Below are 18,331 nucleotides of genomic sequence, written 5' to 3'. Positions count from 1 at the left end.
TATTCAGTGCGCGCGCCGTCGCCTCGATTTACTCTTCGGCTTCCAAACACGCTTTTTTGCAGCATCGGGCCGCGCCGCCTTCGTTTCCTCTGGCGGTTTTCCGACAGCGTTATCGGTTGGGCTTTCCTCATCCAGTGCAGGCACGTCCTGTTCAGCTGATTCATAGGCGCGCAAAATGCGGGCTATATTGGGATTTAGAATGCGCAGCGCCGCATATGCGTAGACACGGCAGTCGAACGCTTCGTTTCGCGGCCTTACATTGTGCCACTCTCGAACCGCAAAGCCTTTGACCTTGCGTGTGCGCAAAGCCTCCGCAGTGAACATATCAAACCAGCTCGGGTCTCGATCGAGCGGGAAATGGCAATACCCCGGCCCGGGCTCTGGAATGCGGGCTCGCTGCGCGACAACAACCTTCGCCTCATCCACTCCGACCGGGAACAACTGCACAGGACGTTCGCCACGCTGCCTGATCTTGGTTGGCGCCGTGACGATCGGACGGCCCCAGCCGCCAACACCCTTGATCGCCCAAACCTTGCGGCTTAGCCGTTTTCGCGCGTAGTCATATGCCGCTTGCGTGTAACCCGCCTGCCCCCCGGTATCGAGACACGCCGCACTGACCCGCAATTCCGCGCCACTTTCATGCGCAATCGGTTCGGCCAGCAAGTCGTCTAATTCGGCCCATACCTCTGGTCGCAGCGGATCACCCCAAAGGACGTGATAACCCAGCGACCACGATTCCTCGCCCAGACCCCAACCAACCAGTTCGACCTCAAGCCGATCAGTCTGCATATCGACACCGGCAGTGACAACACCAACACCCATCGGGGCCTTGTCTTTCGGAAATTCCTCAGCCCGGGCCAAAAGTGTGGCCGCCTCAAGTCGGTCGCCTTCCTCTTCCCATGTCTCAGCCAGAGACACGTTAACGAATGTTTGCAGATCGCCGGCCGCTTTCTTGTCGAGAAACGATTGCACGATATCCTGTAGTCGGCGGAAACAGCTATAAAGCTCGGACAAGTGATAAGACGCATGACCCCGGAAAGGCTTACTCGCGATCCATCCCCCGCCCTGCCGCTCGGCATTGCGAATAGCCGCGCACCGTTCGCCGTCATTCCAAACGGTCCCGCAGTCGTCGGCCTCGCAGACATAGCCCGCTGTTTCAGGCAAGTGTATGCCGTCTTCGTCTTTGCTCCAGGTCACCTGCGACCACTTGAGTTTTTGAACATGACCACAATGCGGGCAGACAACGTAGAAATAACGCTGATCGCCTTCATCGAATGCACTCTCGATCCAGCTCGCGCCCTTGATCGTGGGCGTGCTGATTTCCAGCAATAGCCGTTGATCGCCGAACGTCGCTGCCCGTTGCCAGAGCAAACCAACGGGGTGGCCTTCGTGGGTCCGATCGTATCCATCGGTTTCGTCACAAACGATAAACGGAGCCGACCGCCCGCGCATTGTCTTTGGCGATCCGGACCAACTGAACATGAGAAACCCGCCCGGGTAGGATTTCATGCGCTGGTTGTTGACGCCCTCGCGACCGCGTGGCTTGGCAATCAGATCCTGAAGGTCTTCGTTCGCATCAACCAGAGGGTTAAACTTGGTTTCAAGCCACGTGGTCAAATCGCCCTGGCTCGGCTGCATCATGATCTGACTGACTGGGTTGAATCCTATCCGGTACGCCTGCGCGCAAAGCGCAGTCTGCGTTTTCCCGACCTGCGCACCCCACATCAAACTGATGCGATTACACCGCGGGTCAGCGGTCATGTCGATGACTTCGCGCTGGTACGGCGCGTTGTCGAACCGCATGGGCCCCGGCACTGCGTTGCCGATCGGGATTTGTATATTCGCCTCAGCCCAATCGGACGGCTTTAATTCAGGCGGTGGCCTTAGAAACGATCGGGCCGACCTGGTTGCGCGAACGACCGCACGGGCATTTGAAAAATCGGCGCGCGCGTTCACGGGTCACCGTCTTCCTCTTCGTCGTCGCCCATTTCCAGATCGTCTTCATGGACAAGTTCACTATCGGCCAGAACTTCAAGTGCATGGTCGATTTCTTCCAGCAGCACGGCTTTGAAGTTGGTTTCGTCGGTCTCGCCAATGAGCCGCCGCGCTGCCCGACCGGGTACAACATTGCGCATCCCCGCGCGGACCTCGCCAAACGCTTTAGCCAAAGCCCGGGTAAACTGATCGACTGGCACCAGCTCGTCTTTCGCCCGGGCAAGATCCAGCTCGGCTTGCTCGGTCTCGGCGGCTAGTTTTCGTTTCTTCAATTCTTCGATCGAGGCGTTTTCCGTGCCGCTCATCTGGGCCCGGATATCATCATCCCGCCAAGAACGAACTTCGGCGCTGTTGAACTTCCAAGCCCGACCTCGCCCGCCGCGCTGAACAACCGGACAACCACGCCGCACCCAATCGTCCAAAGTCGGCATCGAGACCCCGAAAAAGTCTGCCATCTCGGTTCGGTTCAGAACCTGACCACGCCCCTTGCTACCGCCCATCCGCACACCTGCACAGCAATATAATAATAAACCTCACTTCGCGCGCCCACGCACAAATAAATTTCTGCGCATCGGCCTACCCTCACGCCCTACCCCTCCGGGAAGGACCCGCCGAATGGCTTGACCCATGTCGTTTGGCGTTGGTAGCGCCCAGAACAAGAAACACGCCGCAATAAGCGCCCAAACAGCGCCCCATGGCGCGCCTTGCTGAACCACTACTTGCTGCACCGCCTCTGCCCTTACGCCTGTCTCGCCTGCGCTTTGCTCGATCGTGCGCGCCTGTGGCCGAACAATCCGCTGATCTGATAGGTTCGTCTGCCCGACCGTCTGCAAATTCGTCCGACCGGCCTGCACATTTGCCGCCACGTTGGGACCACCACCCGTCAAAAGGCTAAGCGGGCTGTTGCAGCCTGTCAGCAGCAGCAGGGATATGACGGCCACCACCTTCGTCATCGCATGGCCAAGGGCTTCTTGGTCATGGTGCGCAGAACCGCGTTGCCCACAATGGCAACCAGCGTCAGGAACGGACGAACAGCGTCGGCATATTGGGCAGGCACGCCAACCGCGACGAACTGATCAAGCAACGGCAACACTTCGTTGGCGATCGTCACCAAGGCCATAAAGACATTGAACCACACGGTTTTGGACCGCCACCACGGCTTAGCCATCGGTCATTTCCTTCAACTTTTCACGATATGCAGCGGCCCGTCGCGCGTGCTGGGTCGCGTTCAGCGCAAGGATCAGCGTGCAGACGGTCAGGACACCGATCACGGACCAAAGCCCCCATTCAGGCAGATCGACCAGCAGTGAGCCGCCACCGCCAGCCGTCGCGCCACGCGCAGCTGTAGCCTGCCGCGCGCGCGAAACCTGCGCTTTGTTCGCCTCTTCCATCACACGCTTGGGCGATTGGCTGGCCATGGCGACGGCCTCAGCCTCGGTATCCGCCACACGCCGCGCCCAACCGCGGCCAAAACTTGACCATGTGCGAAGCTTGCGCAGAAAACCCATCCGTGCCGCGCTGGCTTTCTGAATGACGGCAACCGGATCAGGCGCGTTGATCGCCGCGCCCAGTGTGTTTACTCCGACAGCCCCATCGGCTGTGACCCCAAGAGCCGACTGCAACCACTTGGCACCGCGCGCCGGACCTGAATTCACAGCCGGATCGAAAGCAATCAGGTCGAGGCCTTGGGGTAACTCATCCCCTTTGACCGCATTCCAATATCGATGCCAATAAATGCGGCCCGCCTCTTTCTTCGTCAGGGCCTTTACATCCGACTTGGTAACCGGTTTGCCCCGGAAGGCTGCGAGCGTCTTGTGTGTTATCCCGTGATTGGTTGCACCGCCCGGGTCTTTTGGGTGATCGACATAGCCGCCTTCCCACTTCAAAACATGCGCAAGGCAAGCGTCGTAGTTTACTCTGCTCATGAAACCCCACCCTTACTGGTGGGTTGGTCCGCCCGAACGTTGACCAACGCGTCCACTTCACGCCGCCTTAAACGCACCATCGCGGCCTTGTGCCAGACGTTGACGATGAACCCGGCACACGCCAGGACAAATCCCCCGACAGCGAGCCATTGCGTCAGTGTTAGCCCGCCGATCAAAGCCGTAGCGGCCCCGCTCAGGGTCGAGATATTGGCAACGCCATGTATCTTGTCGTCGGTCATGTGGTGAAGGCCTTTCCTGCGCACCGGTTGGGTCATGACCCGAGGGTTGCGCGAAAGGCGGGCCGGTTGCCTCTGGCGGTTTTACCCGTCCAGCCGTTCGGCCCAATACTCAGCTTCGGTCAAAAGGCTTTTGGCCGTCTTTTGATCAACAGCCAATTCGCGCGCGATATCAGGGATGGACGCTCCCTTGCTGGCCATCGAGGCCGCATGATCCGAGTGATAGGCCCGACGCAGCGCGAAACAGCTTGGCAACTCCATGATGCAGTTGGCATGGCTGCGGCTCAGAAGGTCAGCAGCTTCGCGACCGATCATCGCGACTATTCTGTGATCATCCGGGATATCGCTTGGCACATATAGCTGACGACGCCACCGACGGCTGCCCGTCGCGCGCGTGCCTTCTACCAACCGAACCGCATTGCCGCGCCCAATGACCTCGGCAATCTCGGTCACCGTTTCTGGCAGCGGAACACTGCGCCCCCGGCCTTCGGCAAAATCAGCCAGCGGAAAGCTTGCAACCATTGGCAAATTTAACTGTGCAGGCGTTCCCATTTTATGCCCCGCGTTCACTGCTCATTTCCTTCAACGAATGGCCTTTATTATCCACCGTGACGCTTGCCCGTTCCTCTGGCGGTTTGTCCGCCGTCGTTTCCCCTTGGGTCATAGTCGCCCGGGCGTTCCAGATCCTTTCGGCAAGGTGCTATCCACTCGAAAGCTGTTGAACGGTCAAAACCTTGGGCCGCTTGCGAGCCAAAGTCCCAAACCAACCAACAATAGCTGGTCGCTGTGCTGGGTTTGCGCATGACCCATTTGTTTTTCTTTTTGTCCCACACGGGAACAGGTACATTGGGGTCTGGCGGGGCACCTTTGTGCATGACAACACGTTCAGAAAACTGCAGAACATGGGTCGGTGGGTCCCATCGAAATATCGCTGCATATCGCCCAGCGCCCTCAAGAAAAGACGTTCGAACCAAGGCACACACCCCGTGCGAAGAGGTTGCGGCCGCGCGTGCTATGAACTGCTGTGCAAGCCGAAATGGCGGGTTCATTATTGTGAAATTTCTAGGGTCCGGATCATCGCCAAAAAGGTAGTCTTCGACTAAAAAGCCCTCGCCATAGTCGTGAACGTCTGACGCTGTGATCCACCCAAAGTATTCCTTTAACGGTTGCACCATGTACCCTCGGTTTGCGCAGGGCTCGCGAACTGTTAACAGGGCAAGATTGTAGCGCTTAGACAACCACTCACACAGGGCGCGCGTGGCCCAAGGTGGCGTTGCGAAATCATCCAGAGCGTCCCGTGCTTCTTGCCTCTGCTGCATGACGGCTGACGACGTGTTCTGACCTCTCATGTTACCAACACCTCAATACCCTGCGCGGCCAAGATCGACTTGACCAAGTGGAACTTGTCGGTGGCATGCCCCTTGCGGTCTTCGATGAACTGCACGCCCAGCGCGCAATCGAAGTAAACGAAATCAGCCGTCCAGGTGCGTTGGCGCTTTCCGGTGTCGGTCATGATCGGACCATCGCGCCCTTCAAGACCTATTTTCACCTGCCGTTTAAGATCCCTGATTTTGCCCGCCCGCTGCAACAGCTTGAGTTGACACCACCGGTCAGCTTCGGCCTTGCTGTCGAATGTGATGCCGTCGACGGTTGTGCGCTGGGCGTTGCGTACCCTTCGCTTATCCTCTTTCGGGGTATCTGCACCTTGCAGCGCGCGAAGCTGTTGGGCGGTCATGCGTTCCATCAACTCATGCCCAGCGCTTCTTTGTACATTTCGATGACCGCTTCTTGTTCAGCAACATCGTCTTTGTCCCGCTTGCGCAGGGCGATGATGCTGCGGAGTGCCTTCACGTCGTAGCCACGTGATTTGCTCTCGGCGAACACCTCTTTGATTTGCTCGGCAATATCCTTTTTCTCGGCCTCTAAGCGCTCGATCCGTTCTACAAACTGGCGCAGCTCAGCAGCGGTCACGCGATAGGCGGCGGCTGCTACAGCCTTATCGGCTTCGGTTTCTTTCATAGGAACTTTACCGTTCGATTCATCCAGCATCAGGCGGCCTCCATCTTGGTAAACAGCCCGTACTTGGCCGAAGTCTTGTTGAACTTCTCAGCCACGGCTTGGTTCACGTCGATGCCCAGCGCGTCGGCGATGCCAAGAATGCAGCCCATGGACCGCTTGAAGGCGTCTCGCAGGTCAGAACGGGCAAACAACGCGGCTTCGGTGTTTTCGGGTACGTGGGTCAGCAACAATGCAGCTTCCGAGATTGAACCGACCGCCACGTCAAGGGCCAGCGCCATGCGGATCGGTTTTGTCTCACTGCCTGCCTTTACAAACTGACCATTGGGCATTTCGATGCCTGTGTCGATCGACAGTAGATCCATCGAGATAACAGCATCACCAATTTCATCGGCTACATCAGCAATGGCCGCAACCGAACCGCTAACGCCGCGCTGGGCGCGTATCAGCTTTTTGACCGCCCCTGCGACCTCACCCACTTCATTGGCGACCTCAAGCGCGCGAAACTCGGTATCCAGAGTTTCGTTACCCGACCATTCTGTCTGGCGCTGGACGTTTGCCGCGCGCAGGGCTTCGAAATCTATTTTCATGAGCTGACCCCTTGTTGAGATTTGAGTTGTTGGCCGGCGAATTTCAGGGCGTCTGCGATATCGCGCGCAACGGGATTGGTTGCGGCCAAACCAACCTGGACCTGATAAGCCCCCCGGATTTCATCGAGACTGTGCAGACGCATCTTGCGCGGCACTGTGCTGACCGGCCCCTTGCCAGGCGCGATAACGACGCAATCACCGGCATCCTTGTCGACGGTCACGATGACCTGACCAAAACGGTGCCCGTGGGTGGCTGGATCAGCGTGCGGCGACATCACAGCAGCTTCCCCACAGCGCGGCATTCCTGAACCGTGACAAGCTTGGCCTGAACGCATTCCCACGCGGTCTGATCTGTGATTGCGGCGCACAGGAACGTTTTGCCTTCCCTGATCGTCTTGGCGTGCGTTTCCAGCAGCTTTTCCCGGTTGGCCGTTGCCGACGTGGTTGGCGTGTGCTGGGTCCAGCGCTTCGCGGTTAGCCAGTTTTCGGAATAGGCGATGTACTGCTTTCGGTTGCCCTTTTGCTCAGCGGCATAGCCACGGGCACCGGCAAGGATGGCCGCAGGATCGGCCCCTCCGTCGATGGCAGCCTTCAGCGCCGCCTTGGTCGCAACCCCGTCGCCGATCCGGGGATAGGTGTTTTCGAACTGGGCAAGAAAATCTTCAAAAACGAAATCTTGTGTGTGTGATGCCTCTGGCGACACACAAGGTTCCTTTACTGGTTCTTTTACTGGTTCATCTATATAGGCTCCACCAGAGTGGAGACGGCCCCCCCCTGAAAGTGGAGACGGAACCGCGTCAAAAGTGGAGACGGCTTTACCCTGATTTCCGTCTCCACTGAGTGGAGACGGCTCTTGTCTATCCTCTATCTCAAAACCCAAGATGTAGTGTGTCGGCTTTTGCCGGTTTGTGCGTGTGTCGCGCTCCTGTTTACGCTGGATCAGCCCTTTTTCTTCTAGGCAGGACAGCGCCTTGTTCAGCCCGCCATTTGACAAACCGGTATGCTCGCGCAAATAGGCCTGCTTGGGGAAACAGCCCATACTTGCGTTGTGGCAATCACACAGGTGGAACAGTACCCGAAACTCGCCGTGCGTCATGGATTCCGGCGGTAGGTCCGCCAGCCAATGGGTAGCTGCGTGGCTCATGTGCCCTGCCTCTGTTTACTGCTCTTGGGAATGGTTGGCGGCGACAGATACAGGGTCGTTGCCCCGCTCTGCCTCTGGCACCCGCCTGTGCCCCGGTAGTCGTGCTTGTCAGGATGAAATCCCCCGCTCTCGGGTGCCGGGCCTGACGTGCAGCGCGACCTTGTTTAAGGCCCTTTCGGGTCCGCTGTCCCGTGATGTTCAGCGGAAGTTCGCCCCGGCGAAACTTGTCACAATAAGTGTGTGTTTTTGTCTCCACGCCGTGCGTGATCGACAGATCAAGTACTAAGCCAACGATCAAGAAAACGATCAAAGACAATTGCAGGCAACGAGACAGCTTGACCGAACGCTCAAGGATCTCGAAACGATCCGGGGCGCTCATGCCGCGTGCCTCTCAAATTGGTGATAGTTCCTGTGTTGCGAATCTCGCCCTGCCGACGCAACCTTCGCGAGATAATCGTTATAAAACAGGCATATCAGATGAAAGTTTTCATACAAAAAACCATAGCCGCGGCGATCGTCGCGCTTCCAACCAGCGCGTTCGCTTTTGACGCAAATGCCGTCAAGTCGAACTGCGAGGCTGAATGGCCCGGCGACTTCTTCATGCAGAAAGGCTGTATAGACCTTCAGCGAGAAAGCTGGGACGGGCTGCCCGGTTCGGTCAATGGCATTCCCGACAATGTTGGCACTGGCATTCTGGAAAGATGCAAGGCTGAATGGCCCGATGATTTTTTCATGCAGAAAGGCTGTGCTGATCTGCAAGTCGAATCCTGGCGCGAACTGAACGGCTGAGGTGAAAAGATGAGTGCGACAATGACCACCTGCCCCAGCTGTAACAGCAACGTTTCTGCCAAAGCATATGACTGTCCGACTTGCGGACATCCATTGAGAAAACCCAAACGCGGTTTTTTCGGTAAAATCTTCAAATGGTTGCTGATCATCTTCAACATCTTGATGATCGTTTGGCTGGTTTCCTACTTTAACGAAATCGGTGAGGCCATAAACTCGACCACTGACGAAGCCTATCAGGCGGGCGCGGCCATCGGCGGCACGCTTGGAACCGGCTTTATCCTGTTCGTCTGGGTGATCGGCGATATCATTCTGGGCTTGGCAACTTTGCTGACCAGACCGCGCAAGTGAACCTTGCGACAAAAGGGCAGCGTGTCCGGTCTGCCCCGCGGGATGCGCGACGTTCATTCGTCGCGCCCTTCGCTGTCTTTGGCAAACAGTTCCAAGGGCGGAAGCTCAACAACTTTTTCCCGCGCAAGCTTTAGAGCAGTGCGGTAAATCTTAGTTGCGGTGGACAGATGGATTTCACGGCCCTTGTGGATTTCGCTTTCAAACTTGCCAAGCGTGTTCGTCGCTACATCTGCCGCAATGCTCAGAGCGGAAGGTTTGATTTGAAGCTGTTGCTTGGCTACTTTTAGCCACGCCCTGAATTCATCAGCATCAGGGAGGAAGGTTTCGTTTTCACCCTCTGGTTTCACGGCTAACCTCAAAAGTTGTTTTTATCACCTTTTGAGGTTATAAGTAACCTTCCAAGGTGTGTAAACAACCTTTTTGGTATATTCTATTTCACCCCAAAAGGTGAAAGTATGTCGCGAAAGTTGGAAACGGACAGACGACATGGATGACATTTGGGAGAAGAGGCGCGCTAATTTGGGCGCTCTGATGGGGTACAAAAGATTGAAGCCTGCGCAGGTATGCGCGAAGGCAGGAATTGCCCCAAATACCCTTGGCAAGTTCATGCGCGGGGATAGTCAAACACTTTCACAAAAAAGCCTTGAAGCCATTCTTCAAGTTCTTGGCTCGAACTTATCCGCCTTGGATTCGAACAATCCGCTCTCGGATGCCAAGACTAGGTTGTACAACCTTATTGATAGCATGTCTGAAGAAGAGGCACTTCAGGAGTTAAAGCGACTCTCACGTTCTACTTCTGACCATTCCGCGTCTTAAGTTTCTCAAGATAGGTGGCGGCCTCAATATCCGTCATACTCTCGACGTAGGCTTTCAAGAGGTCTTTCGCTGACGGCATTGTGTCACGCATGATCAATTCCCCTATGTGTCAATCTGGGTCAAGCTGCACAACTTAGGCTTGCGCATCAATACCCGGAATGTTTAATTTCACCTCAAAAGGTGAAAATAGCGAGAATTTGATGCAGACCTGTTCTGATGTACCCCACTCACTGTTCAATATTGCCCCGCGTGGATTGGCGCTGGGACTTGGTTCCTTTCGAACCGGCGACATCGAAGTACACACAAGCTATAGCAATGAATGGCAGTCCCTGTATTTCGAAAAGGGCTGGTTGGCACGCGATCCTGCCGTCTTGAGCGGTCTAAGAGGTCAGGGTGCACATGATTGGAATGCGACCTCAATATCAGATGCCGAGTTTAAAGACGCTTGCTTTTCCTATGGTCTTACTTCCGGCATTGCAGTTTCTGACAACATTGCCGGTAGCTCATGCCTGGCTGGCCTGACCATCGAAAGAGATTTGACCAACGCCGCTAAAGAAGAAGCCTGCCGAGCGGTAAGGCAAGCGCACATGGGGTACCTGACCAACAAAGCCCTGCTGCTGAATTCTCAACACGTTGACGTTGTTTATCTCGCCGCCAAAGGGTTCAGAGCAAAAGAAATATCGTCCAAGCTGGATATATCTGTGGAAACCGTCAAACAGCGCAAGACTGCGGTACAGAGACAAATCGGGGTCAATAACTTCGTTGCTGCGGTGAATATTTGTGCCATCGCGGGTTTGACCCTTCACCCCATAAAATAGAAGAAATCCGCAAAAATAGAGTGCATTGCTTTCTCAAAGGTAAATCCTTGGAGATTACGCATGCAGCACGCAGTTGTTTCGTGGGATACGATCCACGAACACGGTCAACTTTGGTGGCTTCACCTACAAATGCGGAAGAGGCTCTTTGTTGATGAAATGCAATGGGGTGTCCCACACACGGGCGCAGTCGAGGCCGATCAATATGATACGCCTTTGACCAAATACGTAATATCCCACTTAGATGGGATACCAATCGCTGCATCGCGTCTGAACCCGACCGACAGTGGCTTTGGCAATTGGACCTACATGATCAATGACGCGTGCGAAGGCAAACTTGAAGGCTTGCCGACAGGTTTGATGGATAACCCACCCCACATTTCCAGCACTTGGGAAGCAACTCGATTCACGGTTGATCCCAGCATTCACCAAGGTCAACGTAATTCAATACTCGCTGAAAACGCCAAGGCCCTAACGCGTGCGGCTCGATCATTGGGCGCCAACAAGCTGATCGCACTAATGCCGCCAGCCTACATCCGTTGGCTTACATCAATCGGCTTGACGACGAAAAAGGCAGGTCCAACCCTGAAAGACAGCCAGGGCAAACGAATGTGCGTCATGGAAATGGCAATCTGATTTAAGCTCTCACGAGCCTATCTCGTACTTTTTGGGTTGATTATCACCTTTTGAGGTGATATTTACCCTCTAAAGTACGCATGAGGCTCGCTATGACTTCACACGAACAATTCCACACGCTCGCTAAAACACTTACCAATCCCAAGCAGGTTTACCACCCGGCACTTGCGGTTGCCGCATGGTGCAAACTCAAGGCCCTGCATGGCAGGCCTGTCAACGATGAACAGCTTTCCCGGTTGGGTGTGCGCGTAGACCGGATCGACCGCGCCAAGATCGAACAGGCCGCGCACGAAAAACGTGTGCGCGACAAGATCCGCGCGTGTGCCGCCCAGCGCGGCTATGACGGCCCCACCCCTTTGATCTGCCCCGACGCAATCGCCTGATTTACCTCGTCGCATTCCTCCCTGTGGTGTGCGGCCAACTGGCCGGGGCTCTCCTCCCAAATCTGCCCCGGCCCCTTTCTTCAAAAGGGAAACAGCATGCTGGAACAGATCGGCATTTTTGCAATCACGTTGGTCGTGGCAGTAGCTGCCTTCTACGCCGCGGTCGTTACCTGTGACCGCTTCGGTCTTTGGCGCGACGCCGGATTGGCAGCAGTCATTCCGATGTTCGCTTGCGGCGCTATCGCTGCCGTTTTGTGCGGCGGTTTTACCCTCTGGGCACTCAACTGAAAGGAACCACGCCTATGCACGTAATGCTTGATCTTGAGACCATGGGAACCGGTCCGAATGCCCCAATCGTCGCGATAGGCGCCTGTCGTTTCGATCAGCATGGGGTGGATGTTGGCGGGACATTCTACAGAACTATTGGTTTGAAGTCCGCGCAGGACAGCGGTGCAATGATTGATGCTGACACCGTGATTTGGTGGCTCAATCAATCCGACGCGGCCCGACAGCAGATCACAACAGCCACGGGCGACTTTGCAGAGGCGCTCGAAGATTTTCGCTTCTGGTTTGAATGCGGCCATGTCGATGGTGTTTGGGGCAATGGGGCAAGTTTCGACAATGCCATCCTGACCCAAAGCTATCTGCGAATTGGTCAAGAGGCACCCTGGCCGTTTTGGCTGGATCGGTGTTATCGCACAGTAAAAGCCTTTTCCGCCGTAAAAATGGAACGGCAAGGCACCCACCACAACGCCCTTGATGATGCGATTTCTCAGGCCAAGCACCTGGTCGCAATCTGGGCGAATGAAGGGGTGGCGGCATGATCGAGCGTCTGGATATCAAGCGGATCATCGTCGCTGTTGAGCAACTGGAACAAACCGTACCAGCGCGCAAGCTGACCGTACTGCGATACCTGGCCATGCACAGCGGCGGGCGCTGGGATTTGCCCAGCGCAAACGGTGACTACAACCCGCTGATCAAATCGGTGGAACTGTTCGGCGTCTATGCAATGGCCGAGAACGTCGACGAGCTGCCCAAGAACTGGCTCATTGCGGCGACCAACATCCTGCAGGCTGATGAGATTGAGCGCGCCAACACCACAAGCCGGGGGGCGGCATGACACGTCTTTTGCGTGTTCTCGTCGGCTGCGAAACCTCAGGCATTGTCCGTCGTGCTTTCCTCGATCGTGGCCACGATGCCTGGTCGTGCGACCTGTTGCCTTCTGACGATCGGTCGAACCGCCACATGCAGTGTGATGTGCGTGAAATTCTGAATATGGGCTGGGACTTGCTGGCCGTGATGCATCCGCCATGCACGCGTCTCTGCAACAGCGGCGTCCGTTGGTTAACCCAGCCTCCAGCCAATAGGACGTTGGATGATATGTGGGCTGAGCTGGATGAAGGCGCGGCGCTATTCTCAGCCTGCTGGAACGCCCCTATCGATCGAGTGGCCATTGAAAACCCGGTCATGCACCGGCACGCCAAACAGCGGATTGAAAACTATAAACCATTCGCCCAAAGCGTTCAGCCTTGGCAATTCGGTCACGATGTGGATGGCCCCGACAACGAGAAAAAGCGCACATGCCTTTGGCTGCGCGGCCTGCCGAAGCTGACGCCCACGGGCACGTTGGACGGCACCACCGCCAGAGACAGCGTTCACAGGGCCAGTCCCGGCCCAGAACGCTGGAAGGCACGTTCGAAATTCTTCCCCGGTTTTGCGGCCACAATGGCCAAACAATGGGGCGACTATGCATCGGAGGCAATTGCAGCATGACGCTCGACACACAAGACTGGCGCGGCGAGCACCTTATACGCTGCACGCCGCGTGAATCCGACGATGACAGTGAAATTCCCGGAAATGAACTAGACCTTCGTCGCAAGAAGGTGGCGAAGCTGATCAACATGAACCTTACCGCAACCCAAATCGCTCAGCGCATCGGGTGTTCAGCCAACGTCGTTTACAAGGACGCAGCAAAGCTGGGCATGAAACTGACCGGCGCCAAGGCACCGGGTCCGAGACAACAAACGGCGTAGGAAACACGTCATGACCCGGATCACACCACTCGCTGTAAGTGAAAAGAACGCTGCAAAGATGCTCGATATGACCGTCGGCAGCTTTCGGGATCTGGTGACTGATGGCATCTTGCCCAAGCCCCGCCAAATCGGCCCGCATGAGCGCTGGGACGCGGATGAACTGCGTGCCATCCTGCGGGGTCAGGTGGTCGATGGCTATGAGGACGTCAAATGGTAAGAAAGAAGTTCACAACATCGAAGGTCATCAAGGGCCGGACATACCAGTATTTTCGAAAAGACGGGCGCTATGTGCGCCTGCCCGATGATCCGAACAGCGAAGAATATGACCGCGAATACTGGCGGTTGATGCGCGGTGGTAGCGAGCTGGCAGCCCGCTTCACATTTGAGAAGCTGATCGCCAGTTACAAACAAAGCCCCAAATGGCAGAAACTCGCGCCGCGTACCAGGTCGGACTATTCGAAAGTTCTCGAATATCTGTCCGACACGGTAGGAAAAAAAGACCCGACCAAAATGCGGCGTTCCACCATCATTGATGCCCAGATGGCAAACCGCCACCGCGCCAGGTTCGCGAACTATATTCCGCACATGCTTTCGATCCTTTTCGAACACGCAATTGATTTGGATTGGCAGAGGGACAATCCGGCCAAGGGCATTGAAAAGCTTAAAACCGGCGATGGTCACAAGCCTTGGCCCGCTTCGGCAATCGACACTTACCGTAGCAACGTCACAGGTCTGCCGCTGTTGATCTTCGAACTAGCGATTGGAACAGGTCAACGCGCAACGGATCTTACCCTGATGGAGTGGAGCCACATCGAGGATGCCGGCATATGGGTCACGCAGGGCAAAACAGAAACCCGGCTTTGGATTCCTTTTACTGACCGTCTGCGCGAAGTTTTGGCTTCGACCCCACGCCGCAGCCTGCGCTACATCCTGTGTGACGAACACGGGCGGAAACTGAAATACGACCAAATTCAGAAGGCCACGATTGCCGAGCGCAAGAGACTGGGCCTTGATGCTTACAGCCTGCACGGCCTCCGTTATAGCGCCGCTAGTGAGTTAGCCGAGGCAGGTTGTACGGATCACCAGATTGCCGCAATCACTGGCCACAAAAGCCTGTCCATGGTGCAAAAATACTCGAAGGGCGCCAGTCAAAAACGACTCGCAAAACAGGCCCAAGCCAAGCGGGACCAGAACAGGAACCGAACATGAACGTGGGAAACTTTGTGGGAAACAGAAAATTTGGTCGGTTCGAAAGGCGGTCAGAAGGTGGTCAAATTCGCCTTATTTTTATGGCGGGGAGACAGGGATTCGAACCCTGGGGACGCTCTCACGCCCAACGGTTTTCAAGACCGCCGCATTCGACCACTCTGCCACCTCCCCGCGTGCTGCTGGGTCTTAAGGCCAACTGAAAACGGTGGCAAGAGTAAATAGGGAATTCTTGCCGAAGCATGTATAGCGGTCTTTCCATGACACCCCGCTCGCGTTATGGTTTCCATGAGGACCGTAACAGACCGGCATAACAGAACCGGCAAATAGCGGCGGGGCTCCGGAAACGAGACCCCTTCAGGCAAGGGATGACAAAATGAAGCGAGCGACTGAGATACGCGCAAATCCGCGATCGTTGGCGGTTTTGGCCGTTGCGTTGGCTGCACTGACCGCGTGTGACGAACTGCCTTTACCCGAAGGGGCCTTGGCAGACGAAACGGATGAAGAGGCGCAGACCGATGGCACCGTCGAACTCTTCCCAGAGTTTTCGAACAGGTCTGGGGATACGATCGAGGCGCCAGACGTTTTCAACTTGGCAGAAGCCGGACTATGGGATGGTCGCCCGTCCTTAGGTGGCATCTGGGTTGCCCATCCGGACGTGAACCAACCCGAACGTGTCGTCATAAAGAACACGACCAACAATAAATCTGTAAACGGGGCTTTGTTCCGGCGGGAAAGAAATCTGCCTGGCCCCGCCTTGCAACTGTCTTCTGCCGCGGCGGAAGAGTTGGGGATTCTGGCTGGTGCTCCAACCAAGATTGAGGTTGTCGCCCTAAGGCGTAAACCTGTCGAAGAAGTACCCGAGCCGGAAAAAATCCCGGAAACCGAAACCGCTGAACAGCAGCCTGCTGAAGACGGGGCCGAGGCACAAGCCGAAGATGTTGAAACGGCCGAGGCAAAAGAAGAAAAGCCGGCGAAGCGGAAATGGTGGCAAAGAAAAGAAACCGTAGCCGCTGGTGCGGCGGCAGGGGCCGTTGCTGTCGGGGCGACGGCAGAGGCGACCGAAGAGACTACCGAAGCGGCGGCAGAAGCTACAGCGTCGACAGTCGAGGCCGCGGAAGAGGTGGTTGAAGCCACAGCCGAAGAAACTGCGGCAGCAAGCTTGTCGGACCCTGAACTCACGCCCCCACAGGAAAAACCAGCCAAACGTAAATGGTGGCAACGGAAAAAACCCGACGAGATTACCGAAACACCGCTGGACCCGATTGCAGGTGCCGCAGCCGCGATTGATGCGGCAGAGCCAACCTCGGCCAGTGTAGCCCCGGCAGAGGCTCAGAACACAGCGCCAAGGCTACTCACCAAACCATTTGTTCAAGTCGGGACCTTTAATGTCGAAGCCAACGCCAACAGCGCGGCCCAGAAGATTGAACGGAACGGAATGTCCGCCAATGTGCGTGAGTTGAAGACCGGCGAAAAGACGGTCTGGCGCGTTCTGGTCGGCCCGGCGTCGTCCCGTGCTGAACGAAATGCCTTGCAGAGTGACGTCAGAGATCTTGGCTTTACTGATGCCTACTCTGTCAAAAACTGAAACAAAGGAGGCTCCAATGTTGTCCTCACTGCGATCATCTGTTTTGACCCTCGGGCTGGCCCTGTGCGCCCTGCCCGCCCATGCCTTTGATACAACAGCCCGCGCGGCCTACGTCATGGATCAGACTACCGGTACGGTTCTGTTGTCGAAAGAGGCTGACCAACCGCTGCCGCCTGCGTCGATGTCCAAGCTGATGACGCTCTATGTGGCGTTTGAAGCTCTGCGCGATGGTCGGCTGACACTAAGTGAAACGCTGCCGGTATCCGAACACGCGATGAGCTATGGTGGTTCGACCATGTTCCTGAACACTCAGGACCGCGTCACAGTCGAAGATCTTCTGCGTGGCATCATCGTACTGTCGGGCAACGATGCCTGCGTCGTGATCGCCGAAGCGCTCAGTCCGGACGGAACCGAAGCTGGGTTTGCCCGCTACATGACTCAGCGCGCCAAGCAAATGGGCATGGATAATTCGAACTTTGCCAATTCAAACGGCTGGCCTGCTGCCGGTCATATGATGTCGGTCCACGACCTTGCCGTTCTTGCGGATCGGCTGATCTCGGACTTTCCGGAGTACTATCCGCTGTTTGCCGAGGAAGAGTATGAATTCGATGGTCGCGCCCCTTCAAACAAACGCAACCGAAACCCGCTGCTGCGGCTTGGGATTGGGGCCGACGGCCTGAAAACGGGTCATACCCAAGAGGCTGGTTATGGCCTTGTCGGCTCTGCCAAGCAGGGGGATCGCAGGGTGATCTTTGTGCTCACCGGTCTGGACAGCACCCGTATACGGGCAGAGGAGGCTGAGGCCGTGGTTAACTGGTCGTTTCGAAATTTTGTCGAGAGGACAGTTGCCAACGCCGACACGCCGATAGCCGAAGCCAAGATCTGGATGGGTGCCCAAAAGACGGTTGGTTTGGTACCAGAAGAAGACCTTTCGCTGTTGTTCCCAGTTCTGGGCGACAAGAACGTCGAGGCCGAAGTGGTCTATGATGGCCCCGTCAACGCCCCGGTGGAAAAGGGTCAGAAATTGGCTGAACTGGTTATCACCCCCGAAGGATTGCCGGAAATTCGGCGTCCGCTGGTGGCTGCAGAAAGTGTTCCGGCCGGGGGGTTCGTGGTGCGCATGATGACCGTGGGCGGCATCGTTCTGACCGACGTGATCGGCAATCCTCTGGACGCATTGTGACAGAATCCGGGTTGTTTCTGACCTTCGAAGGCATTGATGGATCAGGTAAGTCCTCGCAGGCGCGAATGCTTGCAGACCGCCTGCGCGACATGGGCCACGAGGTTGTTCTGACGCGCGAACCCGGCGGTTCGGCGGGGGCAGAGGAAATCCGGCGTCTGGTTCTGGAGGGCGATACGGACCGCTGGTCAGCCGAGACCGAATTGTTGCTGTTTACCGCGGCACGGCGCGATCATCTTGAGCGCACCATCGAACCAGCGCTTGCTGAGGGTAAAGTGGTGATTTGTGACCGTTTTGCCGACAGCACGCGTATGTATCAGGGCATGTCGCGTGGGAATCTGCGCGCTCTGGTGGACCAGTTGCATGCCCTGATGATACGGCGCGAACCCGACCTCACGATTTTGATCGACATGGACCCTCAAACCGGATTGGCACGTGCCAAGGGGCGACAGGGCACGGAAGAACGGTTCGAGGACTTCGGGCTCGACTTGCAACAAAAGATGCGGGATGGGTTTCTGGCGCTGGCAGATGAGTTCCCGGACCGTTTCCGAGTGATTGACGGCAACCGAGACATGGACAGTGTTGCACAGGATGTGACAGATATCGTTCTGCAAGCCTTTTGACAGAACTA

Annotated in this window: 30 protein-coding genes and 1 tRNA gene; 16 read left to right on the top strand and 15 right to left on the bottom strand. The window is 56.3% G+C overall.

What is annotated here, in order from left to right:
• Nucleotides 1-3 precede the first annotated feature (3 nt).
• The 13 genes from ACXAET_RS01370 to ACXAET_RS01310 all read right to left on the bottom strand — a co-directional run bounded on the left by ACXAET_RS01370 (nt 4) and on the right by ACXAET_RS01310 (nt 7,906).
• The gene (locus tag ACXAET_RS01370) at nt 4-1,956 is read right to left on the bottom strand and encodes a phage terminase large subunit family protein (protein WP_475179937.1); all 1,953 of its coding nucleotides are present in this window, start codon (nt 1,954-1,956) and stop codon (nt 4-6) included.
• On the bottom strand, nt 1,953-2,495 hold the full coding sequence (locus ACXAET_RS01365) for a terminase small subunit (RefSeq protein WP_475179933.1): 543 nt from the start codon (nt 2,493-2,495) through the stop codon (nt 1,953-1,955). Before ACXAET_RS01365 ends, ACXAET_RS01370 begins: the two co-directional genes overlap by 4 nt.
• A gap of 33 nt (nt 2,496-2,528) precedes the next feature.
• Nucleotides 2,529-2,936: a bacteriophage spanin2 family protein gene (locus ACXAET_RS01360; protein ID WP_475179929.1), complete on the bottom strand. Its 408-nt coding sequence runs from the start codon at nt 2,934-2,936 to the stop codon at nt 2,529-2,531.
• Nucleotides 2,937-2,944: 8 nt separating this feature from the next.
• Complete coding sequence (locus ACXAET_RS01355; RefSeq protein WP_475179927.1) at nt 2,945-3,163, bottom strand: hypothetical protein; 219 nt, start codon at nt 3,161-3,163, stop codon at nt 2,945-2,947.
• Nucleotides 3,156-3,920 carry a glycoside hydrolase family 108 protein gene (locus ACXAET_RS01350; protein WP_475179924.1) on the bottom strand — a complete coding sequence of 255 codons (765 nt, stop codon included), beginning with the start codon at nt 3,918-3,920 and terminating at the stop codon, nt 3,156-3,158. Before ACXAET_RS01350 ends, ACXAET_RS01355 begins: the two co-directional genes overlap by 8 nt.
• On the bottom strand, nt 3,917-4,159 hold the full coding sequence (locus ACXAET_RS01345) for an HP1 family phage holin (protein ID WP_475179922.1): 243 nt from the start codon (nt 4,157-4,159) through the stop codon (nt 3,917-3,919). Before ACXAET_RS01345 ends, ACXAET_RS01350 begins: the two co-directional genes overlap by 4 nt.
• A gap of 81 nt (nt 4,160-4,240) precedes the next feature.
• Nucleotides 4,241-4,708: a hypothetical protein gene (locus ACXAET_RS01340; RefSeq protein ID WP_475179920.1), complete on the bottom strand. Its 468-nt coding sequence runs from the start codon at nt 4,706-4,708 to the stop codon at nt 4,241-4,243.
• Between the two features lie 47 nt (nt 4,709-4,755).
• A complete protein-coding gene (locus tag ACXAET_RS01335; protein ID WP_475179917.1) occupies nt 4,756-5,505 on the bottom strand; it encodes a hypothetical protein in 750 nt (249 codons plus the stop codon).
• A complete protein-coding gene (locus tag ACXAET_RS01330; RefSeq protein WP_475179914.1) occupies nt 5,502-5,900 on the bottom strand; it encodes a DUF1064 domain-containing protein in 399 nt (132 codons plus the stop codon). Before ACXAET_RS01330 ends, ACXAET_RS01335 begins: the two co-directional genes overlap by 4 nt.
• Nucleotides 5,900-6,175 carry a DUF2312 domain-containing protein gene (locus ACXAET_RS01325; protein WP_475187031.1) on the bottom strand — a complete coding sequence of 92 codons (276 nt, stop codon included), beginning with the start codon at nt 6,173-6,175 and terminating at the stop codon, nt 5,900-5,902. The genes ACXAET_RS01330 and ACXAET_RS01325 overlap by 1 nt, the downstream gene beginning before the upstream one ends.
• Before the next feature lie 29 nt (nt 6,176-6,204).
• The gene (locus ACXAET_RS01320; protein ID WP_475179911.1) at nt 6,205-6,762 is read right to left on the bottom strand and encodes a MazG-like family protein; all 558 of its coding nucleotides are present in this window, start codon (nt 6,760-6,762) and stop codon (nt 6,205-6,207) included.
• Nucleotides 6,759-7,037, bottom strand: coding sequence for a hypothetical protein (locus ACXAET_RS01315; protein WP_475179909.1), 279 nt, complete (start codon nt 7,035-7,037; stop codon nt 6,759-6,761). The genes ACXAET_RS01320 and ACXAET_RS01315 overlap by 4 nt, the downstream gene beginning before the upstream one ends.
• Entirely contained in the window at nt 7,037-7,906 is an 870-nt protein-coding gene (locus ACXAET_RS01310) for a helix-turn-helix domain-containing protein (protein ID WP_475179906.1), read from the bottom strand. Before ACXAET_RS01310 ends, ACXAET_RS01315 begins: the two co-directional genes overlap by 1 nt.
• Before the next feature lie 477 nt (nt 7,907-8,383).
• On the opposite strand from ACXAET_RS01310, the gene ACXAET_RS01305 reads away from it, so the two are divergent.
• Both ACXAET_RS01305 and ACXAET_RS01300 read left to right on the top strand, forming a co-directional pair.
• On the top strand, nt 8,384-8,695 hold the full coding sequence (locus ACXAET_RS01305) for a hypothetical protein (protein WP_475179904.1): 312 nt from the start codon (nt 8,384-8,386) through the stop codon (nt 8,693-8,695).
• 93 nt (nt 8,696-8,788) lie between these two features.
• Nucleotides 8,789-9,043: a hypothetical protein gene (locus ACXAET_RS01300; protein WP_475179901.1), complete on the top strand. Its 255-nt coding sequence runs from the start codon at nt 8,789-8,791 to the stop codon at nt 9,041-9,043.
• A gap of 53 nt (nt 9,044-9,096) precedes the next feature.
• Here the strand turns inward: ACXAET_RS01300 and ACXAET_RS01295 are convergent, their stop codons facing one another.
• Nucleotides 9,097-9,390, bottom strand: a complete 294-nt coding sequence (locus ACXAET_RS01295; RefSeq protein WP_475179899.1) for a hypothetical protein — start codon at nt 9,388-9,390, stop codon at nt 9,097-9,099.
• A 139-nt stretch (nt 9,391-9,529) separates the two neighbouring features.
• On the opposite strand from ACXAET_RS01295, the gene ACXAET_RS01290 reads away from it, so the two are divergent.
• The 11 genes from ACXAET_RS01290 to ACXAET_RS01240 all read left to right on the top strand — a co-directional run bounded on the left by ACXAET_RS01290 (nt 9,530) and on the right by ACXAET_RS01240 (nt 14,935).
• Nucleotides 9,530-9,859 carry a helix-turn-helix domain-containing protein gene (locus ACXAET_RS01290; RefSeq protein WP_475179896.1) on the top strand — a complete coding sequence of 110 codons (330 nt, stop codon included), beginning with the start codon at nt 9,530-9,532 and terminating at the stop codon, nt 9,857-9,859.
• A gap of 158 nt (nt 9,860-10,017) precedes the next feature.
• Nucleotides 10,018-10,677 (top strand): helix-turn-helix transcriptional regulator, encoded by a 660-nt coding sequence (locus tag ACXAET_RS01285; RefSeq protein ID WP_475179893.1) that lies wholly within the window; start codon nt 10,018-10,020, stop codon nt 10,675-10,677.
• A gap of 60 nt (nt 10,678-10,737) precedes the next feature.
• Entirely contained in the window at nt 10,738-11,310 is a 573-nt protein-coding gene (locus ACXAET_RS01280; RefSeq protein WP_475179891.1) for an acyl-homoserine-lactone synthase, read from the top strand.
• A gap of 92 nt (nt 11,311-11,402) precedes the next feature.
• Nucleotides 11,403-11,693, top strand: a complete 291-nt coding sequence (locus ACXAET_RS01275) for a hypothetical protein (RefSeq protein ID WP_475179888.1) — start codon at nt 11,403-11,405, stop codon at nt 11,691-11,693.
• Between the two features lie 96 nt (nt 11,694-11,789).
• Entirely contained in the window at nt 11,790-11,981 is a 192-nt protein-coding gene (locus tag ACXAET_RS01270) for a hypothetical protein (RefSeq protein WP_475179882.1), read from the top strand.
• 14 nt (nt 11,982-11,995) lie between these two features.
• A complete protein-coding gene (locus ACXAET_RS01265) occupies nt 11,996-12,517 on the top strand; it encodes a 3'-5' exonuclease (RefSeq protein ID WP_475179880.1) in 522 nt (173 codons plus the stop codon).
• Entirely contained in the window at nt 12,514-12,813 is a 300-nt protein-coding gene (locus ACXAET_RS01260; protein WP_475179875.1) for a hypothetical protein, read from the top strand. The genes ACXAET_RS01265 and ACXAET_RS01260 overlap by 4 nt, the downstream gene beginning before the upstream one ends.
• The gene (locus tag ACXAET_RS01255) at nt 12,810-13,466 is read left to right on the top strand and encodes a hypothetical protein (protein WP_475179871.1); all 657 of its coding nucleotides are present in this window, start codon (nt 12,810-12,812) and stop codon (nt 13,464-13,466) included. Before ACXAET_RS01260 ends, ACXAET_RS01255 begins: the two co-directional genes overlap by 4 nt.
• Nucleotides 13,463-13,726 carry a hypothetical protein gene (locus ACXAET_RS01250; RefSeq protein WP_475179866.1) on the top strand — a complete coding sequence of 88 codons (264 nt, stop codon included), beginning with the start codon at nt 13,463-13,465 and terminating at the stop codon, nt 13,724-13,726. The genes ACXAET_RS01255 and ACXAET_RS01250 overlap by 4 nt, the downstream gene beginning before the upstream one ends.
• Before the next feature lie 10 nt (nt 13,727-13,736).
• On the top strand, nt 13,737-13,943 hold the full coding sequence (locus ACXAET_RS01245; protein ID WP_475179864.1) for a helix-turn-helix transcriptional regulator: 207 nt from the start codon (nt 13,737-13,739) through the stop codon (nt 13,941-13,943).
• On the top strand, nt 13,937-14,935 hold the full coding sequence (locus tag ACXAET_RS01240; RefSeq protein WP_475179861.1) for a tyrosine-type recombinase/integrase: 999 nt from the start codon (nt 13,937-13,939) through the stop codon (nt 14,933-14,935). Before ACXAET_RS01245 ends, ACXAET_RS01240 begins: the two co-directional genes overlap by 7 nt.
• An 81-nt stretch (nt 14,936-15,016) precedes the next feature.
• Here the strand turns inward: ACXAET_RS01240 and ACXAET_RS01235 are convergent.
• Nucleotides 15,017-15,106 (bottom strand) — tRNA-Ser (locus tag ACXAET_RS01235).
• 202 nt (nt 15,107-15,308) lie between these two features.
• On the opposite strand from ACXAET_RS01235, the gene ACXAET_RS01230 reads away from it, so the two are divergent.
• From ACXAET_RS01230 to tmk, 3 genes are read left to right on the top strand one after another with little or no spacing between them, the layout of a single operon-like run.
• Complete coding sequence (locus ACXAET_RS01230; protein WP_475179858.1) at nt 15,309-16,520, top strand: SPOR domain-containing protein; 1,212 nt, start codon at nt 15,309-15,311, stop codon at nt 16,518-16,520.
• 16 nt (nt 16,521-16,536) lie between these two features.
• Nucleotides 16,537-17,703, top strand: coding sequence for a D-alanyl-D-alanine carboxypeptidase family protein (locus ACXAET_RS01225; protein WP_475179854.1), 1,167 nt, complete (start codon nt 16,537-16,539; stop codon nt 17,701-17,703).
• Nucleotides 17,700-18,323, top strand: a complete 624-nt coding sequence (tmk, locus tag ACXAET_RS01220) for a dTMP kinase (RefSeq protein WP_475179852.1) — start codon at nt 17,700-17,702, stop codon at nt 18,321-18,323. Before ACXAET_RS01225 ends, tmk begins: the two co-directional genes overlap by 4 nt.
• The last annotated feature ends 8 nt before the right edge of the window (nt 18,324-18,331 follow it).

It is taken from the genome of Ruegeria sp. AWH4_226 (assembly GCF_056159225.1).
Note: the sequence above shows the minus strand (reverse complement) of the source record. Positions and strands in the feature narration are given on the sequence as shown.